The following is a 13,165-nucleotide window of genomic DNA, read 5'->3' on the forward strand; positions in this document are numbered from 1 at the left end:
CCGTGTGACTGCGCTGACACCACTCGATACCCTCTGGCTGACCGAAGCTGTGCGCCTGCGTGAACGCCAGGCGGGCACGCTGGAGGATCAGGAAGCCAACCGCCGTGCCCGCGCTGCCGAGGGCGACCTGACGACCCGAATTACCCATCGTGCTTTATGGCTGGCAGAACGCGACGGCATGATCGCGGCCCTGCACCACTGGAAACAGGGCGCGCGCCTGGCCCTGATCGCACTGGCCGTGCTGGCGGTACTCAGCGGCTCGGGACTGGCCTTCGCGGCAATGGGCGACGGACAGACACCGGTCAATGTGTTCTGGGCGCTGGGCAGCCTGCTGGGGCTGAACCTGATTCTGCTGGTCAGTTGGGGCTTGGGGCTGGTGTTCGCCGGACGCAATCCCTCCGGGCTTGGCCGCCTCTGGCTGTGGCTGAGCGAAAAGCTCGCCCGCGATGCCCAGGCCGCGCAACTGGCGCCGGCGCTGGTTCTGCTGCTGCAACGCAAATGCCTGAATCGCTGGGCGCTGGGTCTGGTGGTCAACAGCCTGTGGCTGATCGCGCTGATCAGTGCGCTGGTGGTGCTGTTGTTGCTGATGTCGACACGCCGGTATGGTTTTGTCTGGGAAACCACCATCCTGAGCAGCGACACCTTCGTCAGCCTGACGCAGACCCTGGGCACGATTCCGGCCTGGATCGGCTTCAGTGTGCCGGACGAGTCCATGATCCGTGCAAGCGGCAACGGCGCGCTGATTATCGAAAACGCTCGCCAAGCCTGGGCAGCATGGCTGGTGGGTGTGCTGCTGGTGTATGGCATCCTGCCGCGTCTGACGCTGGCAGGGTTCTGCTTGTGGCGCTGGAAGCATGGCCGCGCTGCACTGCGCCTCGATCTTGAACAACCTGATTACCTGGAACTGCGCGAACGGTTGATGCCCAGCAGCGAACGCCTGGGCGTCAACGATGCTGAACCTGACTTGCTGCATCAGGTGCAGCGTGACGCAGGCACCGCTAAAAGCGAGGGCGCATTGCTGGTGGCCATCGAGCTGGACGATCAACAGGTCTGGCCGCCGCACCTGCCCGCAGGCATCGCCAACGCAGGGGTACTGGACAGCCGCGAGTCGCGACAAAAACTGCTGGAACAACTGACTCACTACCCGCCTGCCCGCTTGCTGATCGCCTGCGACCCACGACGCTCCCCGGACCGCGGCAGCCTTGCGCTGATCGCAGAACTGACGCGCTGCGCTGGCGCGACGCGCATCTGGCTGCTGCCTGCACCCGCCGGGCAAACGCTGGACCCTGAGCGCGTGGACGACTGGCACGTTGCGCTGGATCAATTGCAACTGCCGTGGGCCGACAGCCTGCCCATGAGTTGGCTGGAGACAGGCCATGAGTGATGCCCGCAAACCTGGCGCTATCAAGCTGGCCGTGGTTGGCCATACCAATGTGGGCAAGACCTCACTGCTGCGTACCCTTACCGGTGATGTGAGCTTCGGCGAAGTGTCTCACCGCCCCAGCACCACCCGCCACGTGGAAGGCGCACGCCTGTCGGTGGAAGGCCAGGCCATCGTCGAGCTCTACGACACGCCCGGCCTGGAAGATGCCATCGCCCTGCTCGACTATCTGGAGCGTCTCGACCGTCCCGGCGAACGGCTGGATGGCCCGGCACGGCTGGCCCGCTTTCTGGAGGGCAGCGAGGCGCGACAACGCTTCGAGCAGGAAGCCAAGGTATTACGACAGTTGCTCGATTCGAATGCGGGCCTGTATGTGATCGATGCACGCGAGCCAGTGCTGTCCAAATACCGCGACGAGCTGGCGGTACTGGCCAGTTGTGGCAAACCGCTGCTGCCGGTCCTTAACTTTGTGAGCGCACAGCAGCACCGCGAACCGGAGTGGCGCGAAGCGCTTTCGCGCCTCGGTCTGCATGCACTGGTGCGTTTCGACAGCGTTGCCCCACCCGAAGATGGCGGGCGGCGTCTGTACGAAAGTCTGGCGCTCATGCTCGAAAGCGCTCGTCCATCGCTGGAACGTTTGATTGGCGATCAGGAAAAACAGCGGCAGGCCAAACGACACAGTGCGGCGCGCCTGATCGCTGAAATGCTGATCGACTGCGCAGCCTGTCGACGCAGTGTCGAAACCACGCCCGATCAGGAGAAACAGGCTATCGACGCGTTGCGTCAGGCGGTGCGGCAGCGTGAACAGCAGTGTGTCGAGGCACTGCTCAAGCTGCATGCGTTTCGTAAGGAAGACGTGACGGCCAGTGACCTGCCGCTCATGGATGGCCGCTGGGGCGATGACCTGTTCAATCCAGAGACGTTGAAGCTGATGGGCGTACGCGTCGGCGGAGGCGTGGCCGCAGGTGCCGCCGCCGGAGCAGGCGTGGATTTGATGGTCGGCGGCGTCACGCTGGGCGCTGCCGCGTTGGTGGGCGCGATCGCTGGCGGCGCCCTGTTGACCGCACGCAGCTACGGTGGCCGCTTGCTGGGCAAACTCAAGGGGCATCGGGAACTGACCGTCGACGACGCCGTGCTGCGCTTGCTCGCGCTGCGGCAAGGGCACCTGCTGCTGGCGCTGGGCGTCAGGGGCCACGCTGCCATGCAAAGCATCGAGCTGACCACACCGCAGGACACGACTTGGCGCAAAGGCAAACTGCCCGAACCGTTGTCACGCTCACGTGCCCACCCGCAATGGTCATCGCTCAACCCGCACGCACGATTGAACCAGGCAGAACGGCATGAGGCGATTGACGGGTTGGCCGAGGTCATTTTGCGCGGGTGAGCCTTCGTCAGCGCTCGCGCCATGATCGAGTCTTATGAATGTCCCACAAACAAAAACGCCCCCGGCCTTTCGACCGGGGGCGTTTTTATTCAGCGAGGGCTAAGTATCAAGCCTTGGCTTTCTTGGCAGCGCGGGTACGCTCGCCTTCGTCCAGGATCTTCTTGCGAAGACGGATCGACTTGGGCGTAACTTCGCACAGCTCGTCGTCCTGGATGAATTCCAGAGCCTGTTCCAGGGTGAAGCGAACAGGTGGAACCAGCGCGATGGTTTCGTCTTTACCCGAAGCACGCATGTTGTCGAGCTTCTTGCCTTTGGTTGGGTTGACGCCCATGTCGGTGTCACGGCTGTTCAGACCAACGATCTGACCGTTGTAGATCTCTTGACCGTGCTCAACGAACAGCTTGCCACGCGCCTGGAGGGTTTCCAGGGAGTAGGTCAGCGCCTTGCCGGTTTCAACCGAAACCAGAACACCGTTCTGACGGCCGGACATCTGGCCGGACTTCATGGTGTCGTAGCGATCGAAGATCGAGGTCAGGATGCCAGCACCGTTGGTCAGGGTCAGGAACTGGTTACGGAAACCGATCAGACCACGAGCAGGGATGTTGTATTCCAGACGCACACGGCCTTTACCATCCGGCACCATGTTGGTCAGGTCGCCTTTACGCAGACCCATCTCTTCCATGACCTTGCCCTGAGATTCTTCAGGGGTGTCGATGGTGACGTTCTCGAACGGTTCCTGCTTGTTGCCGTCGACGACGCGGATGATCACTTCAGGACGACCAACGCCCATTTCGAAGCCTTCGCGACGCATGGTTTCGATCAGTACCGAGAGGTGCAGCTCACCACGGCCGGAAACCTTGAACTTGTCGGCCGAGTCGCCTTCTTCAACGCGCAGGGCAACGTTGTACAGCAGCTCTTTGTCCAGACGCTCCTTGATGTTACGGGAGGTCACGAACTTGCCTTCTTTACCGCAGAACGGCGAATCGTTTACCTGGAAGGTCATGGAAACGGTTGGCTCGTCGACAGTCAGAGGCTTCATCGCCTCGACGTTATCCGGCTGGCACAGGGTGTCGGAGATGAACAACGAGTCCATGCCGCTCACGCATACGATGTCGCCGGCAAACGCTTCTTCAACGTCGATACGGTGCAGACCGTGGTGACCCATCAGTTTCAGGATACGACCGTTACGCTTCTTGCCGTCAGCACCGATGGCAATGACCGGAGTGTTCGGCTTGACGCTGCCACGAGCGATACGGCCAACGCCGATGACACCCAGGAAGCTGTTGTAGTCCAGTGCCGAGATTTGCATCTGGAACGGGCCGTCACGGTCAACCTTTGGAGCCGGTACGTTGTCGACGATCGACTGGTACAGCGGGGTCATGTCTTCAGCCATGTCGGTGTGGTCCAGACCGGCAATGCCGTTCAGGGCCGAGGCGTAGACGACTTTGAAGTCCAGCTGTTCTTCGGTAGCACCCAAGTTGTCGAACAGGTCGAAGATCTGATCCAGAACCCAGTCCGGACGCGCGCCTGGACGGTCAACCTTGTTGATGACCACGATTGGACGCAGGCCGGCTTCGAAAGCCTTCTTGGTCACGAAACGGGTCTGCGGCATAGGGCCGTCCTGAGCGTCGACCAGAAGCAGCACGGAGTCGACCATCGACATCACGCGCTCTACTTCACCGCCGAAGTCGGCGTGGCCCGGGGTGTCCACGATGTTGATGTGGAAGCCATTCCAGTTGATCGCGGTGTTCTTCGCGAGAATGGTAATACCGCGCTCTTTTTCCTGGTCGTTGGAGTCCATCACGCGCTCGTCGTTGAGCTCGTTGCGCTCCAGAGTGCCGGATTGACGCAGGAGTTTGTCTACCAGGGTGGTCTTACCGTGGTCAACGTGGGCGATGATGGCGATGTTGCGTAGATTTTCGATCACTTGTGTATCTCGATCAGAGGATTCGGTCTGCTGACGGTTTAACGCCGGCGATTACAGTTACTAGTCGGCAAAAGCCGTTACGGCTTGGCGACTGGTGTCGGGGGGCCGGTGACGCAAGCCACAGGCAAACAGCCCCGGGCACTTAGCTCGGTCGATAAACGCGCACATTGGCATGCCCCTCACTGAGCAAATGGTGAGCATGCAGGCGACTCATGACGCCTTTGTCGCAATACAACAGGTACTGGCGCGTGTTATCCAGTTCCTTGAAACGGCTGTTCAGTGCATAGAACGGCAGCGTTTGTACTTCAATGCCCGGCACCTGTAACGGCTGGTCTTCCTGGGCATCCGGGTGACGGATGTCGATGACGACCTGACCGGCCAGTGCCTGGCTGACTTCTTCTATATCGACATTGCGGCTCAGATCGTCGATGACCCGATCAATCGAAACCAGCTTCGCGCGCTCGAGCGCCTGCTCGAGAATCGCCATGTCGAACTGTTTTTCTTCGTACTCAACGCGATTTCGCTTGGCGTTGGTCTTGGGGTTGACCGAAATCACCCCGCAATATTCAGGCATGTGGCGGGCGAAGTCGGCCGTACCGATTTCAGTCGCCTGATCCACAATGTCCTGCTTGTGGCTAGTCACTAGAGGCCGCAAGACCAGCTTGTCGGTCGCCGAGTCGATCAGCGACAGGTTGGGCAGCGTCTGGCTGGACACCTGTGAAATTGCCTCGCCGGTGACCAGCACATCGATTTCGAGACGGTCGGCCACGGATGAAGCAGCGCGTAACATCATACGCTTCAAAACTACACCCATATGACTGTTATCGACTTTCTGCAGAATTTCTCCGAGAACTTCCTCGAAAGGCACGCTCACGAACAGCACTCGCTGGGAGCTGCCGTACTTCTTCCAGATGAAATGAGCGACTTCCATCACGCCCAGTTCGTGGGCACGACCGCCCAGGTTGAAGAAGCAGAAATGCGCCATAAGCCCGCGGCGCATGATCTGATAAGCCGCAACGGTCGAATCGAAACCGCCTGACATCAAGACCAGCGTCTGCTCCAGCGCGCCAAGCGGATAACCGCCCAGGCCTTTATGCTGGTCATGCACAACAAACAACCGTTGGTCGCGAATTTCCATTCTGACCACCAGATCGGGCTTTTTCAGCTCGATTCCGGCCGCGCCGCACTGCTGGCGCAACTGGCTACCGACGTACTTCTCGACATCCATCGAGCTGAAATCGTGTCGCCCGGCGCGCTTGCAACGCACCGCAAACATCTTGCCCGGCAACAGGTCGGCATAGTGCGCCTTGCACTTGGCAACGATGTCATCCATGTCGCCCAGCGGGTACTCGGCCACCTGTAAAAAGTTGGCGATGCCCGGCATGCAACTCAACCGCTCAGTGATGCCGTGCAGTACTTTGGGGTCGGTCAGCCGGGTCTCCACCTCAAGGTTGTCCCATACGCCACCCACCACAATGTCCGCGTCCAGTTCCCGGAGCACGGTACGAATGTTCTTGCCCAGTTGCCGGATGAACTTCTTGCGAACCGGCGGGCTTTTGATGGTGATTTCTGGGAAAACTTTAACGATTAGTTTCATGGAAACGGTGCGTGAGGTGCCGACCAAAAAAGGGGGGCGCGGATTATAGCGGAAATTGCTCAAGGTTTAACCAGTTATCGTACACGCAATCACCGGCGCACCAAAAAGGGTCGCGCCGACATTTGGCAGCGCCATAAAGGTGCGCATTTTTTCTCAAAAATCCCGTTTGACGCCCAGAGAGCCTCGGATTGAGGCAAAAAACCCAACTCGGGGCACTGGCATGCAAATTGCTCCCTTGTGAGGCAGGTTGCCTTGGCAGAGTATTCGCGCCGGCATCACCCAAATTTAAGGGGCCCAAAACTATAATGCGGTCCCTAGCCACCCGGAGGACACCATGTCGAAGTCGGTTCAACTCATCAAAGATCATGACATTAAGTGGATTGATCTGCGCTTCACGGACACCAAGGGCAAGCAGCAGCACGTCACGATGCCTGCGCGCGATGCGCTGGAAGACGACTTCTTTGAAGTCGGCAAAATGTTCGACGGTTCCTCCATTGCTGGCTGGAAAGGCATTGAAGCCTCCGACATGATCCTGCTGCCGGACGACGAAACGGCCGTTCTGGATCCGTTCACCGAAGAGCCGACCCTGATCCTGGTCTGCGACATCATCGAACCGTCGACCATGCAAGGCTACGATCGCGACCCACGCGCCATCGCTCACCGTGCAGAGGAATACCTGAAGTCCACCGGTATCGGCGACACCGTATTCGTAGGCCCGGAGCCAGAATTCTTCGTATTCGACGAAGTGAAATTCAAGTCCGACATCTCCGGTTCCATGTTCAAGATCTTCTCCGAACAGGCTTCCTGGATGACTGACGGCGACATCGACGGCGGCAACAAAGGCCACCGTCCGGGCGTCAAAGGCGGCTATTTCCCACTGCCACCGGTCGACCATGACCATGAAATCCGTACCGCAATGTGCAACGCCCTGGAAGAAATGGGCCAGGTCGTGGAAGTTCACCACCACGAAGTGGCTACCGCTGGCCAGAACGAAATCGGCGTGAAGTTCAACACGCTGGTCAAGAAGGCTGACGAAGTTCAGACCCTGAAGTACTGCGTACACAACGTTGCCGATGCCTACGGCCGCACCGCGACCTTCATGCCTAAGCCTCTGTATGGCGATAACGGTTCGGGTATGCACGTGCACATGTCCATCTCCAAAGATGGCAAGAACACCTTCGCAGGCGAAGGCTATGCCGGCCTGTCCGACACGGCCCTGTTCTTCATCGGCGGTATCATCAAGCACGGTAAGGCACTGAACGGCTTCACCAACCCGTCGACCAACTCCTACAAGCGTCTGGTCCCAGGTTTCGAAGCTCCGGTCATGCTGGCCTACTCGGCGCGCAACCGTTCGGCGTCCATCCGCATTCCTTACGTCTCCAGCCCACGCGGCCGTCGTATCGAAGCACGCTTCCCGGACCCAGCGGCCAACCCGTACCTGGCGTTCGCTGCACTGTTGATGGCTGGCCTGGACGGCATCCAGAACAAGATCCACCCTGGCGACGCCGCTGACAAGAACCTCTACGACCTGCCACCTGAAGAGGCCAAAGAGATTCCACAAGTGTGTGGCAGCCTGAAAGAAGCCCTGGAAGAGCTGGACAAGGGCCGTGCGTTCCTGACCAAGGGCGGCGTATTCAGCGACGACTTCATCGATGCCTACATCGAGTTGAAAAGCGAAGAAGAAATCAAAGTACGCACCTTCGTACACCCACTGGAATACGAGCTGTACTACAGCTGCTGATCCAGCTGCGCCATCGTTGATGGCGCAACGGTGACGACGTCATGAAAAGACCTCCTTCGGGAGGTCTTTTCATTTGCGCCGGATCGATTGTCGAACAATGCATGAATGTTTATTCACGCGCCGCCACTGGCCGTGAATCGCAAGCTGGCGTTAACTCTTCATCCTTTCCCCACTACGGAGCGCCCCATGCGTCTGCTTCTCGCCAGTTCGTTACTGACCCTGACCTGCCTGTCTTCAGGCTTTACCTTCGCCGCCGAGCAGAAACCGTCTGCGCTGGAACCGCTGTTACAGGCCATCACCGAACGTCTGACCATTGCCGATCAGGTGGCCTTGAGCAAGTGGGACAGTGGCAAGGCCGTCGAAGACCCGCCTCGTGAGCAACAGGTCATCAGTGCCGCTCAGGCCCGTGCAGCGGAGTTCAAGCTGAACCCGGATGATGTTCAACGCCTGTTCCGCGCCCAGATCGAAGCCAACAAACGTGTACAGAACGCCCTGCTCGAACAATGGCATGCGGCAGGCAAGGCACCGGACACGAAACGCCTGAGCCTGGTTGACGACATTCGCCCGAAGCTGGATCGCTTGCAGACTGAACTGCTGCGCGCTTACGCCGACTTCCAGCCGATACGTGACGCCAAAGACTGCCAGGCGTTGCTGAGCGCAGCGCTCAAGCGCCACCAGAGCGATGCCATTCACGACCAGGCCCTGGTGCTTGCCACCGCAGATTTGTGCCCGGCACCACTGTAAGACCAATGCACGACACGGGGCGAAGTGTTCTATGCTGGTGACCTTTGCCCTTTGCTGTCGAGAGCCTCATGCGTCAAAGCCTCATCTGCCTGCTGCTATTGATCAGCCTGCCTGCCGTGGCGCAGATCTATAAGTACACCGATGCGAATGGCAACACGGCGTTCAGCAATGAGCCGCCCAATGGCGTGAAGACCGAAATCGTCGAACTGCCGCCGCTCAACAGCGTGGAATCCCGCCCTTCCAGGCCGGTCCTCAACAACGCGCCGTCAGCGGTCGAGCCTCAAACACAGACACAGCCTCAAAACGCTTACAGCACCCTGGAGCTCACCGACCTGCCCACCGATGAAGCGCTGCGTGCCAACAATGGCTCGTTCATCATCGGCGTGAACATCCAGCCGCGCCTGCAAAAAGCCCATAGCCTGCAACTGCTGCTGGACGGCAACCTGTATGGCCAGACCACCAACCTGCCTCGGTTCCAGGTGATGAATATCGATCGCGGCGAACACAGCTTCGCGGTGGTGGTGAAGGATGGCGAGCGCATCATCCAGCAAAGCGAGACGATTACCCTGACCGTGCAACGCGTTCATCTCGGCAAGCCTTGAAGATGCGTAGCCTGCTGCTGGTAGTGTTTTTACTGTACACAGTGCCCGCGCTGGCAGACGTCTACACCTATATAGACGCCAACGGAAATCGGGTTTTCACCGACCAGCCACGCAAGAATGCCAAGCGTGTCGACATCCCGCCGAGCAACAACATGACGGGGACGCCGCCGACCCGGACCTTGAAGGCCAATCCTGCGCAGACGCCGAGCGCGCCGCCCGTGATGTTTCACTATCAGTTATTGCGCGTCCTCGTGCCCGAGCCGGATGCAGCCATCAGCAGCCCGAGCGGTGACCTGATTGTGACGGTGACCAGCGACCCGGTGCTGCAGCCCGGTCACCGTTATCGGCTGCTGCTGGATGGGATCGCGGTCGGCCAGCCGGGACGCAGCCCGGTGTTCCCGCTCAGCAACCTGGACAGGGGCACGCATCAGATCTCGGTCGAGATATTCGATCTAATGGGACGGGTGCTGGAAAAGACGCCCAACCAACCCTTTCACCTGCAGCGCATTTCTTTGGCCCAGAAGCGCGCGGTCAATCCCTGCAAGGCCGAGGAATACGGCGTTCGCCCGGAGTGTCCACTCAAGGACAAGCCCGAACCGGAAAGCAGCATCCTGCCGTTCCTCTGAAGCGATCCTCCACGCAAGAAACCTCCCCACGTTTTCGATCAGCGCTGTCGCGCAGCAATCACCGGGCCGTGGGAGCGGACCTGTCCGCGAATGCTGCATTTCAGCCTCCGAACCTTCAGGGGCTGCAACACCCCTTCGCGGACAAGTCTGCTCCCACAAAATCATGTTTCCTCAGTAGTTTATGCGTTGTTTGACAAGAGGCTGCCCACGAACTAACTGCGCATACGATTTCTAAGGACTGCTACGCAGCCCATCGCTGCCGTCGTAACCTCCGTGAGCTTCTACGTCCTCTAGGCAGAAGCAGATTTGTCTAGGCACCTTTTTGGTGCGCATATCGAACATCCACGCAACAATACAGCCCACTTTGGTTCAGAAATCACCCTCGGGTAGCGCCGTATGCGGGCACAGGTACAAAAAAAGCGCCTGTTTTGCGATTAAAGCGCTTCTTTTCGGAGCCTTGGTTTGGTTTTTGCAACTTCTCGGACACAGCACCCCGTCATGCACCCAAAGGGTGACATTGCTGCTGCTGACAAGGATCTGCCAGCACCCGCCTTGCGCGATTGCGATGTGCCAAAAGAGGTCAACACGATTCATGACTATCAGCGATGCGCTGCACAGACTGTTACTGGATAACCTGACCACTGCCACTATTCTGCTCAATGCCGACCTGCGCCTTGAGTACATGAACCCGGCGGCGGAGATGCTGCTTGCCATAAGCGGGCAGCGCAGCCACGGGCAATTCATCAGCGAGCTGTTCACCGAATCGGCAGAGGCGCTGAGTTCGCTGCGCCAAGCCGTCGAGCAAGCGCACCCGTTTACCAAACGTGAAGCGATGCTCACCGCGCTGACCGGTCAGACCCTGACCGTCGACTACGCCGTGACCCCGATCCTGAGCAAGGGCGAAACCCTGCTGCTGCTTGAAGTCCACCCCCGTGACCGCCTGTTGCGCATCACCAAGGAAGAGGCTCAGCTGTCGAAGCAGGAAACCACCAAGATGCTGGTGCGTGGCCTGGCCCATGAAATAAAGAATCCGCTGGGCGGAATTCGCGGTGCAGCGCAATTGCTGGCGCGCGAACTGCCCGAAGAAAGCCTCAAGGACTACACCAACGTCATCATCGAAGAGGCCGACCGCCTGCGTAACCTCGTCGATCGGATGCTGGGCTCCAACAAACTGCCTTCGCTGGCCATGACCAATGTGCATGAAGTGCTCGAACGGGTGTGCAGCCTGGTCGAAGCCGAAAGCCAGGGCTGCATCACGCTGGTGCGCGACTATGATCCAAGCATCCCGGATGTTCTGATCGACCGCGAGCAGATGATCCAGGCTGTGCTCAATATCGTGCGCAACGCCATGCAGGCCATCAGCGGCCAGAACGAATTGCGCCTGGGTCGCATCACTCTGCGCACCCGCGCCATGCGCCAGTTCACCATTGGCCACGTGCGTCATCGGCTGGTGAGCAAGATCGAGATCATCGACAACGGCCCGGGCATCCCGGCCGAGCTTCAGGAAACCATTTTCTACCCGATGGTCAGCGGCCGCCCGGATGGCACGGGGCTCGGTCTGGCCATTACCCAGAACATCATCAGCCAGCATCAGGGTCTGATCGAGTGTGACAGCCATCCCGGCCACACCACGTTCTCGATCTTCCTGCCACTGGAACAAGGAGCAGCTTCGACATGAGCCGTAGTGAAACTGTCTGGATCGTAGACGACGATCGTTCCATTCGCTGGGTACTGGAAAAGGCCTTGCAGCAGGAAGGCATGACCACGCAGAGCTTCGACAGCGCCGATGGGGTGATGAGTCGCCTGGCCCGTCAGCAGCCGGATGTGATCATTTCCGACATCCGCATGCCGGGTGCCAGCGGCCTGGACTTGTTGGCACGGATTCGCGAACAGCATCCACGCCTCCCGGTCATCATCATGACCGCTCATTCCGACCTGGACAGCGCCGTCGCGTCGTATCAAGGCGGTGCGTTCGAATACCTGCCCAAGCCGTTCGACGTCGATGAGGCCGTCTCGTTGGTCAAGCGTGCCAACCAGCACGCTCAGGAGCAGCAAGGTCTGGATGTCGCACCCACCCTGACCCGCACGCCCGAGATCATCGGTGAAGCGCCAGCGATGCAGGAAGTGTTTCGCGCCATCGGGCGTTTGAGCCATTCCAACATCACCGTGTTGATCAATGGTGAGTCGGGCACTGGTAAAGAACTGGTCGCTCACGCCTTGCACCGCCACAGCCCGCGTTCGGCGTCGCCATTCATTGCGCTGAACATGGCAGCGATCCCCAAGGATCTGATGGAATCCGAGCTGTTCGGTCATGAGAAAGGCGCATTCACCGGCGCCGCCAACCTGCGTCGCGGCCGCTTCGAGCAGGCTGACGGCGGCACGCTGTTTCTCGACGAAATCGGCGACATGCCGGCCGACACCCAGACCCGCTTGCTGCGTGTTCTGGCGGACGGCGAGTTCTATCGGGTCGGCGGTCATACGCCGGTCAAGGTTGATGTACGCATCATTGCCGCGACCCACCAGAACCTGGAAACCCTCGTGCAGGCCGGTAAATTCCGTGAGGACTTGTTCCACCGCCTGAATGTGATCCGCATTCACATCCCGCGCATGTCTGACCGTCGCGAAGACATCCCGACCCTGGCTCGTCACTTCTTGAGCCGTGCCGCGCAGGAACTGGCGGTCGAGCCGAAGCTGCTCAAGGCCGAAACAGAGGAATACCTCAAGCACCTGCCTTGGCCGGGCAACGTGCGTCAGCTGGAAAACACCTGCCGCTGGATCACGGTCATGGCCTCGGGTCGTGAAGTGCACATCAGCGACCTGCCGCCAGAGCTGCTCAGCCTGCCGCAGGATGCTGCGCCCGTAACCAACTGGGAACAGGCACTGCGTCAGTGGGCCGATCAGGCGCTGTCACGCGGGCAGTCGAGTCTGCTGGACAGTGCTGTGCCGACCTTCGAACGCATCATGATCGAAACAGCCCTCAAACACACCGCAGGCCGCCGACGCGACGCCGCCGTGTTGCTGGGCTGGGGCCGCAACACCTTGACCCGCAAGATCAAGGAACTTGGCATGAAAGTTGATGGCGGGGATGACGACGAGGGTGAGGAAGGCTGAACGGCCTACCTCAACACTGATCGTACCAATGCTCCGCGTGGGCATGCCGCCC

At 59.6% G+C, this 13,165-nt stretch carries 10 protein-coding genes; 8 read left to right on the plus strand and 2 right to left on the minus strand.

Features of this window, described 5'->3' with window-relative positions; genetic code table 11:
- Positions 1 to 4 precede the first annotated feature (4 nt).
- A complete protein-coding gene (locus ALP40_RS24455; protein ID WP_122210700.1) occupies positions 5 to 1,384 on the plus strand; it encodes a DUF2868 domain-containing protein in 1,380 nt (459 codons plus the stop codon).
- Entirely contained in the window at positions 1,377 to 2,765 is a 1,389-nt protein-coding gene (locus ALP40_RS24460) for a GTPase/DUF3482 domain-containing protein (RefSeq protein ID WP_122210701.1), read from the plus strand. Before ALP40_RS24455 ends, ALP40_RS24460 begins: the two co-directional genes overlap by 8 nt.
- A gap of 106 nt (positions 2,766 to 2,871) precedes the next feature.
- On the opposite strand, the gene typA is transcribed toward ALP40_RS24460, so the two are convergent.
- Positions 2,872 to 4,692 carry a translational GTPase TypA gene (gene typA, locus ALP40_RS24465; RefSeq protein ID WP_122210702.1) on the minus strand — a complete coding sequence of 607 codons (1,821 nt, stop codon included), beginning with the start codon at positions 4,690 to 4,692 and terminating at the stop codon, positions 2,872 to 2,874.
- A gap of 142 nt (positions 4,693 to 4,834) precedes the next feature.
- Positions 4,835 to 6,289, minus strand: coding sequence for a tRNA uracil 4-sulfurtransferase ThiI (thiI, locus tag ALP40_RS24470; RefSeq protein WP_122210703.1), 1,455 nt, complete (start codon positions 6,287 to 6,289; stop codon positions 4,835 to 4,837).
- 334 nt (positions 6,290 to 6,623) lie between these two features.
- Between thiI and glnA the strand changes: the two genes are divergently transcribed.
- From glnA to ntrC, 6 genes are all read left to right on the plus strand, one after another.
- The gene (gene glnA / locus ALP40_RS24480) at positions 6,624 to 8,030 is read left to right on the plus strand and encodes a glutamate--ammonia ligase (RefSeq protein ID WP_122210704.1); all 1,407 of its coding nucleotides are present in this window, start codon (positions 6,624 to 6,626) and stop codon (positions 8,028 to 8,030) included.
- A 186-nt stretch (positions 8,031 to 8,216) separates the two neighbouring features.
- A complete protein-coding gene (locus ALP40_RS24485) occupies positions 8,217 to 8,774 on the plus strand; it encodes a chorismate mutase (protein ID WP_122210705.1) in 558 nt (185 codons plus the stop codon).
- A 68-nt stretch (positions 8,775 to 8,842) separates the two neighbouring features.
- A complete protein-coding gene (locus ALP40_RS24490) occupies positions 8,843 to 9,376 on the plus strand; it encodes a DUF4124 domain-containing protein (protein ID WP_122210706.1) in 534 nt (177 codons plus the stop codon).
- A gap of 2 nt (positions 9,377 to 9,378) precedes the next feature.
- Entirely contained in the window at positions 9,379 to 10,002 is a 624-nt protein-coding gene (locus ALP40_RS24495) for a DUF4124 domain-containing protein (protein ID WP_122210707.1), read from the plus strand.
- A 592-nt stretch (positions 10,003 to 10,594) separates the two neighbouring features.
- Positions 10,595 to 11,680: a nitrogen regulation protein NR(II) gene (glnL, locus tag ALP40_RS24500; RefSeq protein WP_004882729.1), complete on the plus strand. Its 1,086-nt coding sequence runs from the start codon at positions 10,595 to 10,597 to the stop codon at positions 11,678 to 11,680.
- Complete coding sequence (ntrC, locus tag ALP40_RS24505; RefSeq protein WP_024686097.1) at positions 11,677 to 13,113, plus strand: nitrogen regulation protein NR(I); 1,437 nt, start codon at positions 11,677 to 11,679, stop codon at positions 13,111 to 13,113. The genes glnL and ntrC overlap by 4 nt, the downstream gene beginning before the upstream one ends.
- Positions 13,114 to 13,165 lie beyond the last annotated feature (52 nt).

The organism is Pseudomonas viridiflava, assembly GCF_003702045.1.
GTDB classification, from domain to species: domain Bacteria; phylum Pseudomonadota; class Gammaproteobacteria; order Pseudomonadales; family Pseudomonadaceae; genus Aquipseudomonas; species Aquipseudomonas viridiflava_C.